Below are 18,897 nucleotides of genomic sequence, written 5' to 3'. Positions count from 1 at the left end.
AATTGCCACTGGATGAAAAAGAATCATTATACCTAATATCTTCATAGAATTGGCGCTTAACTTTGCAGCAAAACGTGTTATCTTGAGAAAAAAGTTTGGTATGGATGCTGACCTTTGACTCTTCGTTAATAATTATTTCAAGGATGAAAGATGGCGCTCGTTTTAAATTATTCAATCGCTCTATTTTCAGGGCAGGCTTGTCAGCTTTTTCACTCTTCCGAATACCATGAATTGTTACCGCGATTGGTGACCCCCGAACCCTCCACCCCATCGGTTGAGAAGATCAATGAGTGTCTGCAAGACTTTGATTTCGAATCATTGGATTGTGCCTCAAGGTTGCTGATATTGGTGCCAGACGAATGGCTAAGTGTGACTCAGCATAGCTTGGATCATCCGGTTTCTGCTCGATTATTGCCTTTAGCGGCACTCAGTTTCGCCGTTGAATCGACTTACGCTACCCCCGACAATACCTTGTATGCGTTTCAGCATAAAACGGCCTCAAACCTCGATACCCAACTCACTGTATATGCTTGCTCAAAAAGCTGGTCTGAGCCTTTATTTTCGGCATTCCAGCAGCAGGGGCGACATTGTATTCTAGTTGCTTACAGTCAATTTAAACATTTCCCATCTAGGTCTTGGTCCTATTGCACTGGCCAGCAGATCTCTGGTTATCATCCTGAATATGAAAAACAACAAAGGGTGCGCCGTTATCTATGGCTCGGTGTGGTGTTTAGCTTGGCGATTCATTTCGTGGCGCTGGGTCTCTATTGGTATCTTGAGCAGGCGGTCGAGTCGGCGGGAATAGGCTATCAACAGGTTGTAGATGTGACGTCAAATTGGTTGCAAGACCAACAAGCACCCCCTTTTGTGTCAACGGCACTAACCCTAGTTCAAGGTTTACCTGCCACGGTGAGAGTCGAGGGATTTAGCGTCCAGCGTGAGCAAGCTGATATGCGCTTTAGTTTGCCGAAAAGCATGTTGAAAATGGTGATGGATAATTGGCAAAGTGCCTACCCTAATTGGCGTTGGATAGTAGTGCAAGATTCCTTCTCAACGCTTGATCAAGAGGAGGTGGTGAATGTCTCGATTCAAGTGTTCTGTCATTAATATGGCGTTTTTGCGTCTGCTTAATGGCCGTTTAATATTGCTCATACTGTGCTTGCAGCTGGTCATCTGGTATCCATTTTTATTCTCAGCCTATGACGACTGGAAACGAGAAGAAAAAAAACTGGCGGATGCTTGGTTGCGCTGGCATAAGATTCAACGTCAAGACGATCGTCTGTTAGCGATGCCATTGTCCGATTTGGATTGGCTCAGTCAGACCGTCATCAACACACGTAATCGTTTGGTAACAGGCTGGCGTCTTGAGGGGGTGGCGAACATGACTCAATGGCAGCTTGTATTCGAAAGGGTGCAGGAAACTTTGGCGGTATCGGTAATGGAGATGGATTGGCAACGACAAGTGGATGGTCGTTGGCAAGGTGCTATTGAATTGGGTGTTCAATTACCCGCGGTCAATCGAGAGTTTGAGAACTGGCTACCAACCCCCTTTAGACGGCCGCATTTTAATGCTCGAGATTGGCGTTTATTCTCCACAATGAAAAGTGTTGACCGACGCTCAGCTCTAATGCAATTTCGTCAAAAACAATATTGGCTTCACGAGGGAAGTTGGTTGCCTGAAGCAGGTGTCAGTGTCCTCGCGGTATTAGCTGATCGTGTCATTTTAGTCGCCAAGGATGGCTCACAATATACGTTGTTAATAACAACAGGGAGGTCAGAGAATGACAGTTTGCTACAGGAGGTGGCTGATTAGCCTAGCTGGGTTATGTTTTAGTAACCTGTGCTTATCATTGGATGTGTATTTTGAAAATAAGCCGTTACAGGAAGTCTTGCCTTGGTTAGCGGCCCAGTTAAATGAAAGTGTGGTGATTAGTCCAGACATTGACCGCAATCTCACCTTGTCCATTAAGGATGCTAGTTGGCAAGATGTATTAGAGGCTGTAGCGCGTCAGCCTGGTATTCGTTTGCAATGGCAGTCTGGTGTGGCGGTATTGATGCCTGATAGGGTGGTCGATAAAGTCCTTCCCGAACCGGACCTTTGTCAGCGCTCTTTTTGGCCTTTGAAACACGCTAAGGCAGAAGGTGTTGGTAAACATTTACAAACCTTATATCCCTCTATTTCTATTGTCGTTGATCTCAGAACGAATTCATTGCTTGGGCATTACTGTGCGCCGTTGGAAGGGGTGGAAGAGGTGATAGCTTGGTTGGATTCACCGCTAAAGCAAATCGAAATTAGTGCTCAAATTGCCCAAGTCAGTCGATCGGCTCAGTCACAATTTGGTGTGAACTGGCAAAGTACATTATCTCAAGGTGTACGCTCTTCTATTGGGGGAGCCATTGATCTTGGTGCTTTGGCACCCACGAGTGAATTTAATGTGTCCGCCACAGGGGCCAATAGTTTGCTGTCGTTAACGTTGGATATGCTTGAAAGTGAAGGCATGGCGAATGTGGTCTCCAAACCTAAAATCGTGACCTCGACAGGTCAAACCGCCAGAATCGAGTCGGGGACAGAAATTCCTTACCAGACGGTGAGCGATGACACTGTGAGTGTGTCGTTTCGACAGGCGGCTTTAATGTTGGAAGTAACGCCTTATGTAAAACAAGACGACTACATTTTATTGGAGTTGAGTATTCATCAGGACTCGGTTGGAGACTTGGTCAATGGCGTGCCGAGTTTGAAGACCAATCGATTGACCACCCAAGTGATGTTGAAGGATCAAGAAACGCTTGTTTTGGGCGGGGTTTTTAGGGAAGAAAGTTTTACGACGGAAAGTCGAGTACCTTTGTTGAGTTCTGTACCTTGGTTGGGAGAATTATTCAAAAGCCACTCAAAACAACAAGAAAAGGTTGAATTACTTGTATTTATTACGCCAAAACTGCTACAAATGACGGTAAACTAAGACCTATTCTTAATTGGCTTAATTTCTGTGTAACAAAATACAATGATAAATGCCCCCAATATTATTTTAGTAGGCCCAATGGGCGCTGGAAAAACAACGATAGGCCGTTTGATTTCACAATCGATGGGCAAAGAGTTTTACGATCTAGACAAAGTCATAGAAGACAATGCCGGTGCCGATATACCATGGATTTTTGAGCGCGAAGGGGAAGAGGGATTTCGTAAAAGAGAAACGCAAGCGCTTTCAAACATGGTTCAGTCAGATACACACAATACTGTCCTAGCGACGGGTGGTGGTATTGTTACACGATCAGAGAATCGTGATATTTTGCAGCAAGATGGTTTAGTGGTGTACCTATATGCTTCGGTAGCGCAGCAGCTTTATCGAACCTCGAAGAGTTCTCATCGACCTTTGTTGCAAGCGGGTGACCCCAAAGCAACGTTGAAAAAATTATTCGAAGTGCGTGACCCTCTTTATCGAGAGGTGGCGACCTTAGTCATTGAAACCGATGCCCGTCATCCCAAAGCCGTCGCTAATAAAGTATTAGAAGCCATCAAGCGTTATTTAACATCGGAGGACAGCAATCCTAATGCGCACCTTAACCGTGGATCTTGGTGATCGTAGTTACCCTATTTACATCGGCAGTGGTATTTGCCAACAAAAGGCATTGTTTGATGAGGCCATTCATGGCAAACAAGTCATGATTGTCACCAATGATACTGTCGCTGCTCTTTATTTAGATGCCATGGTGACCATGCTGTCCGCCGATTATCAAGTGGATACGTGTATTTTACCGGATGGAGAGGCTTATAAAACGCTGGATACCTATGGTTTGATTATGTCTTCTTTATTGCAGGCTAGACACAATCGTACCACGACGATTATTGCCTTAGGCGGTGGTGTGGTTGGTGACATGGCTGGGTTTGCTGCAGCGACTTATCAACGAGGAGTGCCATTTATTCAAGTGCCCACTACCTTATTGTCTCAGGTTGATTCTTCGGTTGGCGGTAAAACTGGGGTTAACCATCCGTTGGGTAAAAACATGATTGGTGCCTTTTATCAGCCGCAAGCGGTCATTATCGATATTGATTCCTTGGCGACCTTACCGCCACGTGAATTGTCGGCGGGTATGGCGGAAGTCATTAAATATGGTTTGATCTGTGATGCGGAATTTTTCGATTGGTTAGAGCTTGAAATGACCGACTTAATGGCGCTGGAATCGAATAAGATTACCGAAGCTATTTATCGCTCTTGTTTGGCTAAGGCCAATGTCGTTGCACAGGATGAGCGGGAAGGCGGTATTCGTGCGATCTTAAATCTAGGTCATACCTTTGGTCATGCTATTGAGGCTGAACTGGGTTATGGTAAGTGGTTACATGGTGAAGCCGTTGCAGCGGGCTGTGTGCTGGCAGTGGATTTGTCATGGCGTATGGGTAGCCTCAGTGAGCAAGATGTGAGTCGTTCCGTGGCCATGTTTGAAGCGGCTAAGTTGCCCGTGTTACCGCCACTTGAAATGACCTTGGACAGCTTTGTTGAACGTATGGCATTAGATAAGAAAGTATTAGATGGCAGCTTGCGTTTGGTCTTACTCGCGTCGCTAGGCGACGCCATGGTAACGTCAGATTTCCCAATAGACGCTTTTGAAGCCTGCATTGTGGACGCGCTTGAAGTCGGTAAACAAGCCAGTTTGGCATAATATTAGTTGATGATATCTTAGAAGGACGATATGTCTCAGCCAGAGTTTCAGTTTGATCTCGAGGATGCCTTGAATCAGCCCTCCAAAGGGCCGCTGAGGGATCCCTTTGGTTCGAAGGATGCCTCCGTTTACTTTGCTTCGGAAGAAGGTAATCAGCAGCTGGCTTTGCTGGAACATTTAAGTCGCTATAGTAATTTACTTTCAGTCGTTCAAGGCCCTGAAGGAAGCGGCAAAAGTCGTTTCTTGATGGAATTTGCTCGTCATCAAGATGAAATGACAGTCATTAGCCATGTGAAAGCCAGCATGTTGATGACCGCAGGGCAATTGTTACAAGCTATCTATGCGGGTTTTTCTGGACATTTCACTCAAGCTCCCAATGAAGCCACGTTCGGGCCTTTGCTCAAATTCTCCCATGATTTAGAGGACAAAGGTCAGGCCGCATTAGTGCTGGTTGATAATGCACAAGAGCTGAATACCGATGCGGTAAGTATGTTGTTGGATATGATGTCGTTGGCAACAGAAAATCAAACTGTACCGCATATTGTGTTGTTTAGTGCACATTCGTTGGGACGCAATCTGGACGCTTATCAACGCTCTCGTTATGAGCAATTGAGCCACTCTTTTAGTCTTGCACCTTATTCGTTAGAACAAACTCGAGCTTACATGTTGCATCGAGTTCGTGCTGTTGGCGGTGGTATTAACCTGCCGTTTACGGATAAACAGATCAAGCAAATTCATCAGGAGTCAGGTGGTTATCCTGGTCGTATTAATGAAATTGCTCAACGTCTGATGGGGAAAGGTAATAAGGCTAAATCGGGTAAAGGTTTTAGCTTGAGCATGGGCTTTCCATTAGCGCACATGGCGTTATTGTCGATTGTGATGTTGGGGATCTTGGTGGCTGTATTGTTTTCGGATAAAGCCGAAGAGACATCAAATGACCGCACCGCGAATGTGATTCCATTGAGTCCTAGACAGGGCCAATCTTCCGAAGAAACCATTGCTCGTATTGATGCTATGCAGCGACAAATTGGTCAAGCTGGACAGGTTGTCTTGCCGCCGATCCCAGAAGACACATCGTTACCTGCTATTAGCATGTCTAAAACCAATGAGGCTCGTTCAGTCAATGAACCTGTGGCTCCAAGTGTTGAAACAGCACCGATTCGGTTGGCCGCACCGGCTCGTTCAGAAGCCCCCATGTTGGTGGAGTCGCCCGAATTAACCGAACCAAAACCTGTTGTGCCGAAAACAGAAGAAACGGTGGTGAACACGCCGGACGATGTGTTTAATAAAACCCAGTGGTGGCTATCACAAAACCCGAATCGCTATACGCTTCAGCTGTTGGGGACTCACAATCAGCAAACCGTAAAAGACTTTATTCGTGATCAAGGTGGTATCGACGCCTTTGGTTACTTTAAGGCTCAGCACAATGCTCGCGATTGGTTTGTGGTTGTGTATGGTTTGTATCGTAATCGCAGTGAAGCCATTGCCGCGGCGGAAACGCTACCGAGTGATTTGCGATCCTTGAATCCTTGGGCAAGAAGTGCTCGCGGTATTCAAGAAGACATTCGTAAGGCACAATAAGGCATCAGGATAATCCCCTTTCAGATAAGAAAAACTCATTGAAAAATGCTGTCGGATGCGTTTTTTGGTGGGTTGTTCGTGTAAGAAAATCGCAATTTAGTAAAAATAACTGTATTTCTCTAAAAAACGTGAATGAACAGAGGAATTTTCTGTTTGCAAAAACTCCTGCCATAGATAATTCTCTATCCTCCACTAAATTGCCTCTAATTACCCTATAAAAAGCCCTAAAATAACAGAATGCAGGGAGACTCAAGTTTGAGTCACTGATCTCCTCAAGGTAGTATAGGCCTCCATTTCGGTGGCTTTTTGGGTAAATAGTAGTCATTATCAAAACACTTTTCTAATAATAGAATCACTTTTAACCCCGCCATCAGATAAACGATTCAACATCTTATTTATTTTTTATGTTTCAACTGTGGGAGTTGGTGTATGAATGCAGGCCTTTATCGTCCTGGCGAGTTCAAAGACAACTGCGGCTTCGGCTTAATTGCACATATGGAAGGCAGTACCAGTCATGAACTGCTAAAAACCGCCATAGAATCTTTGACATGTATGACGCACCGCGGCGGTATCGCTGCTGATGGTAAGACGGGCGACGGTTGTGGCCTATTAATTCAAAAGCCTGATGCGTTTTTACGTGCAGAAGCGGCAACCTTGTTTAACCATACGTTTTCGGATTTGTATGGCATTGGGATGGTCTTTTTAGATCAGGATTTGGCGCTGGCGGAAGAACAACGTCAGCGTGTGACGAAAGAGCTAGAAGAGCAAGGCCTTAAAGTCGTTGGCTGGCGTGATGTGCCAACGGATTCTTCTTGTCTTGGTGGCATTGCATTAGACTGTTTACCACGTATTGAGCAAGTCTTCATTGATAGCAATCGTATGGATGCGCGTACGTTTGCAACGCGTTTGTTCGTGGCGCGTCGTCAAGCTGAAATAGCGTTGGCGCAATATGAAAATTTTTACATCTGTTCTTTGTCTGACAAGGTTTTGTCATACAAAGGTTTGATGATGCCTGTTGACCTACCGTCTTTTTACAAAGACCTAGGTAACGAAAAGCTGAAAACCGCTATTTGTGTGTTCCACCAACGTTTCTCGACCAATACCTTACCCCGTTGGCCGTTGGCACAACCTTTCCGTATGTTGGCACACAATGGTGAGATCAACACCATTGAAGGTAACCGTAACTGGGCATTGGCACGTGGCAGCAAATTGCGTTCGCCGTTGATTCCAGAGCTGCAAGATCTGCAACCTTTGGTTAACCTGACGGGTTCTGATTCGTCTTCTATGGACAACATGTTAGAGATACTCGTCACGGGTGGCATGGATATTTTCCGTGCGGCGCGTTTGATCATTCCGCCAGCATGGCAAAATGTAGAAAACATGGATCCAGAATTACGTGCATTCTACGAATACAATTCCATGCACATGGAACCCTGGGATGGTCCCGCAGGTCTTGTTATGACGGATGGCCGCCATGCGATTTGTATGTTGGACCGTAATGGTTTGCGTCCTTCTCGTTGGGTGATTACTAAGAATGGTTTCATTACGCTAGCGTCTGAAATCGGTACTTATGACTACAAGCCAGAAGATGTGGTGGCGAAAGGTCGTGTTGGACCTGGTCAAATGCTGGTGGTGGATACGCAAACCGGTAAAGTGCTGCACACAGACGACATCGATAATCGTCTTAAAGCCTTACACCCATACAAAAAGTGGCTGAAGCAAGAAGCCATTCGCATCGAAACCATCTTGGTGGAGTCATCACAGGAATTTGAACCTTTTACGAAAGATGAAATGACGACCTACCAGAAGATGTTCCAAGTCTCCTTTGAAGAGCGTGAACAGATCTTCCGTCCGTTGGCTGAAAGTGGTCATGAAGCGGTGGGTTCGATGGGGGATGATACCCCAATGGCGGTGATGTCGAGCCAGACTCGCCCGGTCAGTGACTACTTCCGTCAGAAGTTTGCTCAGGTGACCAACCCACCGATTGATCCATTGCGTGAATCCATTGTCATGTCATTGGAAACCTGTGTCGGTGTAGAGCGTAATTTGTTTGAAGAAACACCAAAGCACGCCAACCGAATTATTTTGTCATCGCCGCTATTGTCGCCTCGTAAGTTTAGTCGTCTATTAGCGATGGATGATCATAAATTCAGCTTAGTACGTTTAGGCACGAACTATGATCCGGCTGAAGCGTCCCTTGAAGAGTCGATCAAGGCGTTGCAATTAAGAGCTGAGCAAGAAGTACGTGATGGTGCGGTGATTATCGTATTAACGGATCGTGACTTAACCAAGAGCCGTTTGCCGATCCCGGCGCCTATGGCCGTTGGGGCAGTACACCATCATTTAACTAAGGTTGGCCTACGTTGTGATTCTAACATCATAGTCGATACTGGTTTTGCCCGTGATCCTCATCAGTTTGCTGTGTTATTAGGCTTTGGTGCGACAGCGGTCTACCCTTACCTGTCTTATCGTCTGATTAACGACATGATTGAGAAAGGCGAAGTCTTAGGCGACCCCATTGCTTGTCATGCGAAATACCGTAAAGGCATTAACAAGGGCTTGATGAAAATCCTATCGAAAATGGGGATTTCAACCATGGCGTCTTACCGTGGTGCGCAATTGTTTGAAGCGGTTGGTTTGGCAAAAGATGTGGTCGACCTCTGTTTCAAAGGCGTTGCGAGTCGCATTGAAGGTGCAAGTTTCATTGACTTCCAACGTGAACAAGCGTCAGTAGCGAATAATGCCTGGAAACTTCGTAAGCCGATTCAGCAAGGCGGATACCTAAAATACGTACACGATGCAGAATATCATGCGTTTAATCCAGATGTAGTACGAAACCTACAAACGGCAGTGGGCAGTGGTAATTTTGCTGACTTTAGTAAGTACACGGAATTGGTAAACAGCCGACCGGCTTCTATGTTGCGTGACTTGTTTGCCATTTCAGATAAGGCTACGCCGATTGAACTGGATCAGGTTGAGCCGATTGAAAGCATTTTACCGCGTTTTGATTCGGCAGGTATGTCGCTTGGTGCCTTGTCACCAGAGGCGCACGAAGCCTTAGCGCAAGCGATGAACGAGTTGGGTTGTCGTTCTAACTCAGGTGAGGGCGGCGAAGATCCTGCTCGTCACGGTACAGAACGTCGTTCTAAAATTAAACAAATTGCTTCTGGTCGTTTTGGTGTGACGCCTGAATATTTGGTTAATGCTGAAGTGCTACAAATTAAGGTAGCGCAAGGTGCGAAGCCGGGTGAAGGTGGTCAGCTACCTGGTGGTAAAGTAAATGGCTTGATCGCTCGTTTGCGTTATGCCGTGCCGGGTGTGACCTTGATTTCGCCACCACCGCACCATGACATTTATTCGATCGAAGACTTGGCTCAGCTGATTTTCGACTTGAAACAGGTTAACCCCGAAGCCTTGGTTTCTGTGAAACTGGTGTCTGAACCTGGTGTGGGCACGATTGCCGCCGGTGTGGCGAAAGCCTATGCAGATTTGATCACTATTTCTGGCTATGACGGTGGTACCGCAGCGTCCCCTCTCACCTCGATTCGTCATGCGGGTTCGCCTTGGGAATTGGGTCTTGCAGAAGCGCAACAAGCCCTTCGTGCTAATGATCTGCGAGGCAAGATCCGTCTACAAACGGACGGTGGTTTGAAAACCGGTTTAGACGTAGTCAAAGCGGCCATCCTTGGGGCTGAAAGTTTTGGTTTCGGTACTACGCCTATGGTCGCCATGGGGTGTAAATTCTTGCGTATCTGTCATTTGAACAACTGTGCTACTGGTGTCGCCACTCAGGACCAAAAACTGCGTGACGATCATTTCCTAGGTACGGTCGATATGATCAAGAATTTCTTCCGCTTTATGGCCGAAGATACGCGTTTGTGGCTAGCGAAACTGGGTGTATCTAACCTACAAGATCTCATCGGTCGTACGGATTTGTTGAGCCTGCTACCGGGTGAAACAGAGAAACAACAGAACCTAGATTTGTCTCCGATTTTGAATAATGACGCGATTCCAGCGGACAAGCCTCAGTACTGTGAAGTGCCGTTGAATCCGCCACATGATAAAGGCCTATTGGCTCTAAAAATGTGGGATACCGTTCAAAACGTCGTAGAAGAAAAAGAAGGCGGTGAATTTGCCTTTGATGTGACTAACTGTGATCGTTCTATTGGTGCCCGTTTGTCGGGTGAGATTGCTAAGCGATACGGTAATCAAGGTATGGTCGATATGCCCTTAACCTTGAAATTAAAAGGGACGGCAGGCCAAAGTTTTGGTGTGTGGAACGCTGGTGGTCTGAACATGTACTTAGAAGGTGATGCTAACGATTACGTTGGTAAAGGCATGACTGGCGGTAAGTTGGTTATTCGTCCACCTCGTGGTTCGATCTTTGAATCACAACAAACCGCCATTATTGGTAATACCTGTTTGTACGGGGCAACCGGCGGTAAATTATTCGCCGCAGGGACGGCTGGTGAGCGTTTCGCGGTACGTAACTCTGGTACCCATACTGTGATCGAAGGGGCTGGTGATCACTGTTGTGAATACATGACGGGCGGTATGGTAACGGTACTCGGTAATACGGGATACAACTTTGGTGCGGGTATGACAGGTGGCTTTGCTTACGTACTGGATATGGATCGTACCTTTGTTGATAAGTACAACCATGAGTTGGTGGAAATTCACCGCATTGGTACGGAATTAACAGAAGAGTATCGTTCACACCTTCGTTCTGTTATCGAAGAGTATGTTCGTGAAACTGACAGTGAATGGGGTAAAGAAATTCTAGAGAATTTCTATGACTACATTGGCAAATTCTGGCTGGTAAAACCGAAAGCCGCGAGTTTAGGGGCGTTGTTGGCCAGTACTCGTCAACGTCCAGAATAAAACACGCTGTCATGGCAGGTCACTTTTTAAACGATGTGCCATGAATGAATTTGATTTGACCCATTTGAGAGAAGCGCCGCTTGCGAGCAAGCGGCCACAGGAGATAGCAGCTTATGTCTGAGCGCTTGAACAATGCATTTCAATTCGTCGAAGTTGATCGTCAGGATCCAAAGAAGAAGCCTTTAATCACTCGTAAGGCTCAGTTCGTCGAAATTTATAAACCGTTTGAAGAGCCAAACGCAAAAGATCAGGCTCACCGTTGCCTAGAATGTGGTAACCCGTATTGTGAATGGAAATGCCCTGTTCACAACTACATTCCGAATTGGCTGAAATTGGTCAGTGAAGGCAACATTTTGGAGGCCGCGGAGTTGAGCCACCAAACCAACTCTTTACCAGAAGTTTGTGGTCGAGTGTGTCCACAAGATCGTCTTTGTGAAGGCGCTTGTACGCTGGGCGAAGGTGGTTTTGGTGCGGTGACCATTGGCTCGGTTGAAAAATACATTACCGATACCGCGTTTGCTTTAGGCTGGCGTCCAGATATGTCAAAAGTCGTGCCGGTGAATAAGACGGTTGCGATTGTCGGTGCTGGCCCTGCTGGATTAGCTTGTGCTGATGTCTTAGTGCGTAACGGTATCAAGCCGGTAGTATTCGATAAATACCCTGAAATTGGTGGTTTGCTGACCTTTGGTATTCCTGAGTTCAAGCTTGAGAAGAGCGTCATGACACGTCGTCGTGAAGTGTTCGAAGAAATGGGCGTGGAATTCGTTTTGGGTACCTCTGTCGGTGACGATGTGCCATTTGAACATGTGTTAGAAGAGTACGATGCGGTCTTTTTGGGCATGGGTACTTACAAATACATGAAAGGCGGATTTCCTGGAGAAGACCTGCCTGGCGTGTATGACGCTTTGGATTATTTGGTTTCCAATGTGAATCACTGCTTGGAGCTGGAAGAAGACGAAGCCGATTACATCAATCTTAAAGGTAAAAAGGTTGTCGTGCTGGGTGGTGGTGATACTGCGATGGACTGTAACCGTACTGCCATTCGTCAAGGTGCAAAAAGCGTGACTTGTGCTTACCGTCGGGACCGTGAAAACATGCCGGGCTCTCGCAAAGAAGTGACTAACGCAAAAGAAGAAGGCGTTCAGTTCCTCTTTAACCGTCAGCCAGTTGAGATTATTGGTGATGATAAAGTAGAAGGCATCAAGGTCGTCGAGACTCAGATGGGTGAGCCTGATGAAAATGGTCGTCGCTCGGCGGAAATTATTGAAGGCAGTGAGCAAATCATTCCAGCGGATACGGTATTAGTGGCCTTTGGTTTCCAAGCTAGCCCAGCACCTTGGTTTGAGAAGTTTGGCATCGAAACCGATTCTCGTGGTCGTGTTCTTGCGCCGAAAAAAGGCCAGTTCATGTTCCAGACCACCAATGAGAAAATCTTTGCTGGTGGTGATATGGTGCGCGGTTCTGACCTAGTCGTCACGGCGATTGATGAAGGTCGTAAAGCGGCTGAAGGCATCATGGACTACCTAGACGTTTAATAGTCCAGAATCACGCTGAGTTGAATCAGAGTGTTGCTGATGATTGAAACGAAAATGCCAACTTAATACGCTTAAGTTGGCATTTTTTATGGCTTAACACATCTAAAATTGAATGAGCTTCGTATCTATTAAAAGGACACACAGAGGGGGTGAGTATGTTTAGTTTCTTGAAAGCCGATCCAAAGAAAAAGCTCAACAAAGAGTATGGTGAGTTACTTGAAAAAGCCATGCAGGCTCAGCGTGGTGGTGACATACGCTTGTATTCTGAGTTAACGGAAAAGGCCGAAGCCGTGAAGGCTCAGATGGATGCATTACCTGCCTCCACCTAACCACTTAATCAGAGTGTGATATTAGAGTGCCGGTATGGTGGCTTTGCTAGACTCATTTGGTCTAATCAATCCTAAACTTTCTTCCGCGAAGCCAGTACCCGCCTCGGTATAGAAGTTGAAGACGTTATCAATGCCAGCCGCGAGCAGTTCGTCACGCTCATCTTGGTAACGAGCAATAGCGGCAATTTGGCCTTGGTAATTGGCTTTACGTAACTGGATAGCGATGTTGGTACTGTCTTCAGCAATTGGTAACGCGAGCATGATGAGCTGAATGTCTGAAGTATCCAATCGTTCCCACAAATCAGCATCTTCACCGTCACCGTAAAAGACATTTTCATTGGCTTCTTGCATGCGTTGAATCCGAATTCGATCGGCATCCATTCCGGCAACACTGCTGCCCACAAGATTTTTGAGTGATTCAAAGGCACCACGTCCCACTCGTCCTAAGCCGACAACCAATATATGCGCACCTTTAGGTTGACTGAAGACATCCACAGGCAAGCAGTCAGTGCTTTCAAACTGACGAATCGCGTCCTTATTTTTAAGGTACAGTCGATGCGATAGTCGATAAATAATACTGGTGATAACAAACGAAAAAGACACAGCAAGCGCCAAAATCACCAACCATTCTTTGTTTAGCCAGCCATTGGATACACTCAATGCCACCACAATTAGACCAAACTCACTGTAATTCGATAAGATTAAAGCGGATAAAAATGATGTACGGCCACGTAGCTTCAATTTTGTTAGTAGGACAAAGAAGAGAGCAAACTTGGCCAAAATCACCAAGGTGATGATGAAACTGATGCTAATCATGCTCAGGGTTGGTAGCGCGGTAAAACCGATGGAAAGGAAAAAGCCAATTAAAAACAAATCTTTAAAATTCATCAGAGACTTGTTCATTTCAGATGCTTTAGTATGAGAAGCTAACAAAATGCCGAAGATTAGCGCGCCTAAATCGCCTTTCACACCGACGAGGTAAAATAATTCGTAGCCACCTAAAGCCAGGAAAAGGCCGGTTAACGGAAGCATTTCCCCGTGTCCAGCTTGATCGACAAGCTTATTGATCAAAGGGCGAACCAGAATAAGACCGAATAAGCCTAACGCCCAAAGTGAAGGTATTTGCCCTGTTGCGGCGACCAGAAACACCACCGCCACTATGTCCTGCATGACTAATATGCCAAGCGCGAGTTGGCCATGGCGGGTTTTTAACTCCCCGCTTTCCTCTAACAGCTTCATAACACACACAGTGCTTGAGAAACTCAAAGCAAAGCCAATTAGGGCGGCTGTTTGAAGGGTTAACTGGGTAAAGTATGGCAAGCTTAACATGGCAAAGAGCAGGCCAAGACCACCGAACAACACTGTCCAAACCCCCATATGACTTAACGTTGATGCCCAAACTTCACGCTTCAATAGGTCTTTCACGTGTAACTTAAGTCCGATGCTAAACAACATTAGAGTAATGCCCACATTGGCGAGAGAATCCAGAACGCTACTTGGTTGAATGCCTACATAGTTGAGTAAGAAGCCGGCTAATAAGAAACCAATCAAGGGGGGCAAATTGACCAATTTGACCGCAAGACCGCATACAAAAGCGAATAAGATCCAAATAAATTCCATACATTCCTTCTAAATGAACAGCGTGCTAAAAGGGGGTTCCATCATACGAAATTTGTTTGCAGAGCGCAGCTTAGAATTGTTTGGTTTTAGTGTATTAGGAAGATGTTCATACCAATATCGGTATGTCATTGGTCATTATTTCTATTTGAATGGTATGTCTAATTTACCTACGCTGCTGGGTAGGTTTTTAAAACCTGATTGGCTAGACAAAATAATCATAATAACTCTAAAGGCCAACTGAGTTTGCTTTTCATGGAGCTGACTTGGCCGCAACAGGAGAAGCTAATGAACTACCTGAAACATACCCTGATTGGATTGGCGTTTGGTGCGACGCTACTCAGCTCTGCAAGTACCTTTGCTGCGAATGGCTATGTTGGTATCGCGATGCCAACGAAATCCTCCGCACGCTGGATCACAGATGGCAACTCAATGGTCACCCTCTTCAAAGATGCAGGCTATAAAGTAGACCTACAATACGCAGAAGATGAAATACCGAATCAACTTTCTCAAATTGAAAATATGATTGTCAAAGGCGTTGATGTCTTGGTCATCGCGGCGATTGATGGCACAACCTTATCGAATGCGTTAGAAAACGCTGATGCGGCAGGCATCAAGGTGATTTCTTATGATCGCCTGATCAAGAACAGTCCTTATGTAAGTTATTACGCGACGTTTGATAATTTCAAAGTGGGTGTACTGCAAGCCAAGTCTTTGGTCAGTGGTATGGAACAGCGTGGTAGTGGTCCTTATAACGTGGAACTATTTGGCGGCTCACCAGACGATAACAATGCTTACTTTTTTTACAATGGGGCGATGTCTGTGCTTCAGCCAATGATAGATTCAGGCAAGGTGAAGATAGTATCGGGTCAAATGGGAATGGATAAAGTAGGTACCTTGCGTTGGGATGGCGCGACCGCACAAGCACGCATGGACAATTTATTGTCAGCGCATTATACCACACAGCGTATTGATGGCATTTTATCGCCTTACGATGGTATCTCCATTGGCATTTTGTCTTCGCTCAAAGGTGTCGGCTATGGTTCTGGTGATATGGTGATGCCAATCGTGACGGGGCAAGACGCGGAAGTACCGTCAGTGAAGTCCATTATCGCAGGCGAACAATATTCGACCATCTTTAAAGACACGCGGGAACTGGCCAATGTGACCGTGGGAATGGTTCAGGCCGTGTTGAGTGATACCAGACCAGAAATCAATGATACCGAAACCTATGATAACGGCATTAGGGTGATACCCAGTTATTTGCTGGAACCTGTCACAGTGGATAATTCCAACTGGCAAGAGGTGCTGTTGGGTAGCGGCTACTATACAAAGTCTCAAGTCCAATAAGCGCTCGCAGATGACGTTAACCAATACCTGTATAGAACTGAATCAAGACGCCTATTCAGGTATTGGTTGGCTCGAGACATAGTGAAAAAGGTTTCTATTATCCTAAATTAACAATAAGAACGAAGCGGACGTGTTGCTAGTGAGAGGCTTCTCACGAATAGCAGGTCCAGCTGATGGGATGTTTTATGGAAAATATCATTTTGGAAATGCGCCGCATTACCAAGACCTTTCCTGGTGTAAAAGCCCTCGATTCGGTGAACCTGAAAGTGCGTGAAGGCGAAATTCATGCGCTGGTAGGGGAAAATGGTGCTGGCAAATCGACGCTTATGAAAGTGCTGAGTGGTGTGTATCCATATGGCAGTTATGACGGCGATATTCTGTTTAACAATGAAACGACTCGGTTTTCAGGGATAACGGATAGCGAAGAGAAAGGCATTATTATCATTCACCAAGAATTGGCTTTGGTGCCACTTTTGTCGATTGCCGAAAATTTATTTTTGGGTAACGAGAATCTTGATCATGGCGTGATTAATTGGCCGAAAACCTATGCACGAACACAAACTCTATTAGAAAAAGTCGGATTAAAAGAGTCACCTTCTACCTTGCTTGGCCAATTAGGGGTTGGCAAACAGCAATTGGTTGAGATCGCTAAGGCATTGGCTAAAGATGTGAAGTTGCTGATTTTGGATGAGCCCACGTCAGCATTGCAAGAAAACGACAGTGCCAAGCTGTTGGAACTGTTACTGGAATTCAAAGCGCAAGGCATCTCTTCCATTCTGATTACCCACAAACTCAATGAAATCAGTCGGGTTGCTGACAGCATTACGGTGATTCGTGATGGCCAGTCAGTATCCACTTTAGATTGTCACGCACAGGCCATTAGTGAAGAGGATATTATTCGCGACATGGTAGGCCGAGACATGGCGCATCGCTATCCCACTCGAGACAAAGCATCCGATGAGGGTCACCCAGGCAAAATGCTGATGGCAGTAGAAGCTTGGAATGTTTGGCACCCAGACGCGTTAGATCGACAGATTATCCATGATATTAGCTTTCATGTTCGTGCCGGTGAAGTGGTTGGTATTGCAGGGTTAATGGGGTCAGGTCGTACAGAGTTAGCAATGAGTTTGTTTGGCCAGAGCTATGGCAAAAATATCCAAGGGGAAGTGACATTACGGGGTGACATTGCGGACTTATCGACGGTGCCCAATGCCATAAAAAGCGGTTTGGCGTATGTGACAGAAGACCGTAAAGAGCTCGGCCTGATTCTAGAAGAAACCATTCAAATTAACACGACATTGGCCAACCTTAATAACGTTTCGTCACACGGTGTCATTGATGAAAATATTGAGCGCCAAGTGTCAGAAGACTACCGAAAAGCCTTGAATATTCGAACCCCTAGTGTGTTTCAAAAAGTCATGAATTTATCGGGTGGTAATCAGCAAAAAGTGGTGTTGAGCAAATGGCTGTACTCACAACCTGATGTCCTCATTTTGGATGAACCAACTCGTGGCATCGATGTCGGTGCCAAATTTGAAATCTACAGCATCATCAATCAGCTGGCCGATGATGGCAAAGGCGTGGTGATGATTTCTTCCGAGATGCCGGAGTTGCTTGGCATGTGTGATCGTATTTATGTGATGAACGAAGGCCGTTTTGTGGGTGAGTTAGAGCAAGCCGATGCAAGCCAAGAAAAAATCATGTCAATGATAGTGAAAGCGTAACAGGAGCAATAACCATGACAACAACAAAAGAAACGACTTCGGCGGTGCAAGAAGCACCTTCTGTTACTCATTATTTAAAAACACATGTGCGAGATTATGGGATGTTAATTGCGCTCGTGGTGATCATGGCGATGTTTGAGTTTTTAACCGATGGCACCTTGATGCGGCCGGTGAACTTAACCAATTTATTTCTACAAAATAGTTACATCATCATTATGGCCATTGGCATGTTATTGGTGATTGTGGCGGGTCATATTGATCTGTCTGTGGGGTCGGTTGTTGGATTCATTGGCGCATTGGCGGCGGTCATGTCGGTCAATTATGGCTTGCCAACCGTGGTTGTGGTGCCTGTTTGTCTTTTGGTTGGGCTCATTATTGGTGGCTTACAGGGGTATTGGATTGCCTATTGGAAGATTCCCGCTTTCATAGTCACCTTGGCGGGTATGTTGGTGTTTCGTGGGTTGACCCTAGCCTTATTGGAAGGGCAATCGGTGGGACCCTTTCCGAAGAGCTTTCAGCTATTGAGTACTGGCTTTATTCCTGATGTGTTTGGAATCGGTCGCCCCAATGTGACGGCCTTAGTGCTTGGCATTTTAGCGGCCAGTGCCATTGTGTTTTTGGCCGCACGTAGTCGTGCTCAATCTTTAAAGTATGGCATTCAAGACGAGCCGTTTTCGTTTTTCCTAGTTAAGAATGCCTTAATTGCTGTGGCGATTATCTATCTGTCGTATTTACTGAGCACTTATCGCGGATTGCCAAATGTGTTGATCACTATGGCGGTTCTAATCGCCGTTTATACCTTTGTCACCAACAGCACAACCATTGGGCGTCGTATCTATGCCTTAGGCGGTAATGTGAAAGCGGCCAAACTGTCGGGTATTAATACCGAACGCCTGACCTTTTTGACCTTTGCCAATATGGGGATGTTGGCGGCGCTTGCTGGGCTTATTTTTGCGGCACGCCTGAATACCGCGACGCCAAAGGCTGGTTTTGCCTTTGAGTTAGATGTCATTGCCGCCGTCTTCATTGGTGGCGCCTCAATGACGGGGGGCGTGGGTAAAGTGATTGGTGCTGTGATTGGTGCCTTTATCATGGGTGTAATGAATAACGGCATGTCGATTTTGGGGATAGGCATCGATTGGCAGCAAGTCATTAAAGGTTTGGTCTTGCTCGCGGCAGTGGTCTTCGACGTCTACAACAAACAAAAAGCACGCTAAGGAGTCA

13 protein-coding genes are annotated in these 18,897 nt (G+C 46.0%); 12 read left to right on the top strand and 1 reads right to left on the bottom strand.

Annotated elements, in window-relative coordinates; all coding sequences use genetic code 11:
* The first annotated feature begins 150 nt into the window (after positions 1-150).
* The 9 genes from MAR181_RS16335 (at position 151) to MAR181_RS18420 (ending at position 12,982) form a co-directional block, all read left to right on the top strand.
* Positions 151-1,107 carry a hypothetical protein gene (locus MAR181_RS16335; protein ID WP_013797713.1) on the top strand — a complete coding sequence of 319 codons (957 nt, stop codon included), beginning with the start codon at positions 151-153 and terminating at the stop codon, positions 1,105-1,107.
* Positions 1,079-1,813, top strand: a complete 735-nt coding sequence (locus MAR181_RS16330) for a hypothetical protein (protein WP_013797712.1) — start codon at positions 1,079-1,081, stop codon at positions 1,811-1,813. The genes MAR181_RS16335 and MAR181_RS16330 overlap by 29 nt, the downstream gene beginning before the upstream one ends.
* On the top strand, positions 1,782-2,960 hold the full coding sequence (locus tag MAR181_RS16325; protein ID WP_013797711.1) for a type IV pilus secretin PilQ: 1,179 nt from the start codon (positions 1,782-1,784) through the stop codon (positions 2,958-2,960). Before MAR181_RS16330 ends, MAR181_RS16325 begins: the two co-directional genes overlap by 32 nt.
* 42 nt (positions 2,961-3,002) lie before the next feature.
* The gene (locus MAR181_RS16320) at positions 3,003-3,578 is read left to right on the top strand and encodes a shikimate kinase (protein WP_013797710.1); all 576 of its coding nucleotides are present in this window, start codon (positions 3,003-3,005) and stop codon (positions 3,576-3,578) included.
* Positions 3,550-4,656: a 3-dehydroquinate synthase gene (gene aroB, locus MAR181_RS16315; RefSeq protein WP_013797709.1), complete on the top strand. Its 1,107-nt coding sequence runs from the start codon at positions 3,550-3,552 to the stop codon at positions 4,654-4,656. Before MAR181_RS16320 ends, aroB begins: the two co-directional genes overlap by 29 nt.
* A gap of 30 nt (positions 4,657-4,686) precedes the next feature.
* Complete coding sequence (locus MAR181_RS16310) at positions 4,687-6,237, top strand: SPOR domain-containing protein (protein ID WP_013797708.1); 1,551 nt, start codon at positions 4,687-4,689, stop codon at positions 6,235-6,237.
* 429 nt (positions 6,238-6,666) lie between these two features.
* A complete protein-coding gene (gene gltB, locus MAR181_RS16305) occupies positions 6,667-11,118 on the top strand; it encodes a glutamate synthase large subunit (RefSeq protein ID WP_013797707.1) in 4,452 nt (1,483 codons plus the stop codon).
* A 113-nt stretch (positions 11,119-11,231) separates the two neighbouring features.
* The gene (locus MAR181_RS16300) at positions 11,232-12,653 is read left to right on the top strand and encodes an FAD-dependent oxidoreductase (protein ID WP_013797706.1); all 1,422 of its coding nucleotides are present in this window, start codon (positions 11,232-11,234) and stop codon (positions 12,651-12,653) included.
* Positions 12,654-12,808: 155 nt separating this feature from the next.
* A complete protein-coding gene (locus MAR181_RS18420) occupies positions 12,809-12,982 on the top strand; it encodes a DUF6435 family protein (RefSeq protein ID WP_013797705.1) in 174 nt (57 codons plus the stop codon).
* A gap of 21 nt (positions 12,983-13,003) precedes the next feature.
* On the opposite strand, the gene MAR181_RS16295 is transcribed toward MAR181_RS18420, so the two are convergent.
* The gene (locus tag MAR181_RS16295) at positions 13,004-14,602 is read right to left on the bottom strand and encodes a cation:proton antiporter family protein (RefSeq protein ID WP_013797704.1); all 1,599 of its coding nucleotides are present in this window, start codon (positions 14,600-14,602) and stop codon (positions 13,004-13,006) included.
* 285 nt (positions 14,603-14,887) lie between these two features.
* Here MAR181_RS16295 and chvE point away from each other — a divergent pair, with 285 nt between their 5' ends.
* From chvE to mmsB, 3 genes are all read left to right on the top strand, one after another.
* Positions 14,888-15,949 carry a multiple monosaccharide ABC transporter substrate-binding protein gene (gene chvE, locus MAR181_RS16290; protein WP_041651426.1) on the top strand — a complete coding sequence of 354 codons (1,062 nt, stop codon included), beginning with the start codon at positions 14,888-14,890 and terminating at the stop codon, positions 15,947-15,949.
* Between the two features lie 185 nt (positions 15,950-16,134).
* Positions 16,135-17,673 (top strand): multiple monosaccharide ABC transporter ATP-binding protein, encoded by a 1,539-nt coding sequence (gene mmsA / locus MAR181_RS16285; protein ID WP_041651418.1) that lies wholly within the window; start codon positions 16,135-16,137, stop codon positions 17,671-17,673.
* Between the two features lie 14 nt (positions 17,674-17,687).
* Positions 17,688-18,890 carry a multiple monosaccharide ABC transporter permease gene (mmsB, locus tag MAR181_RS16280; protein WP_013797701.1) on the top strand — a complete coding sequence of 401 codons (1,203 nt, stop codon included), beginning with the start codon at positions 17,688-17,690 and terminating at the stop codon, positions 18,888-18,890.
* The last annotated feature ends 7 nt before the right edge of the window (positions 18,891-18,897 follow it).

This window comes from Marinomonas posidonica IVIA-Po-181 (assembly GCF_000214215.1).
Classification (GTDB): domain Bacteria; phylum Pseudomonadota; class Gammaproteobacteria; order Pseudomonadales; family Marinomonadaceae; genus Marinomonas; species Marinomonas posidonica.
This window is presented reverse-complemented; position numbering and strand designations above follow the sequence as displayed.

Bases quoted from the DNA above. Each gene is read 5' to 3' on its own strand.
- MAR181_RS16335 (WP_013797713.1), top strand. From the start codon at position 151: ATGGCGCTCGTTTTAAATTATTCAATCGCTCTATTTTCAGGGCAGGCT.
- MAR181_RS16330 (WP_013797712.1), top strand. From the start codon at position 1,079: ATGTCTCGATTCAAGTGTTCTGTCATTAATATGGCGTTTTTGCGTCTG.
- MAR181_RS16325 (WP_013797711.1), top strand. From the start codon at position 1,782: ATGACAGTTTGCTACAGGAGGTGGCTGATTAGCCTAGCTGGGTTATGT.
- MAR181_RS16320 (WP_013797710.1), top strand. From the start codon at position 3,003: ATGATAAATGCCCCCAATATTATTTTAGTAGGCCCAATGGGCGCTGGA.
- aroB (WP_013797709.1), top strand. From the start codon at position 3,550: ATGCGCACCTTAACCGTGGATCTTGGTGATCGTAGTTACCCTATTTAC.
- MAR181_RS16310 (WP_013797708.1), top strand. From the start codon at position 4,687: ATGTCTCAGCCAGAGTTTCAGTTTGATCTCGAGGATGCCTTGAATCAG.
- gltB (WP_013797707.1), top strand. From the start codon at position 6,667: ATGAATGCAGGCCTTTATCGTCCTGGCGAGTTCAAAGACAACTGCGGC.
- MAR181_RS16300 (WP_013797706.1), top strand. From the start codon at position 11,232: ATGTCTGAGCGCTTGAACAATGCATTTCAATTCGTCGAAGTTGATCGT.
- MAR181_RS18420 (WP_013797705.1), top strand. From the start codon at position 12,809: ATGTTTAGTTTCTTGAAAGCCGATCCAAAGAAAAAGCTCAACAAAGAG.
- MAR181_RS16295 (WP_013797704.1), bottom strand. From the start codon at position 14,602: ATGGAATTTATTTGGATCTTATTCGCTTTTGTATGCGGTCTTGCGGTC.
- chvE (WP_041651426.1), top strand. From the start codon at position 14,888: ATGAACTACCTGAAACATACCCTGATTGGATTGGCGTTTGGTGCGACG.
- mmsA (WP_041651418.1), top strand. From the start codon at position 16,135: ATGGAAAATATCATTTTGGAAATGCGCCGCATTACCAAGACCTTTCCT.
- mmsB (WP_013797701.1), top strand. From the start codon at position 17,688: ATGACAACAACAAAAGAAACGACTTCGGCGGTGCAAGAAGCACCTTCT.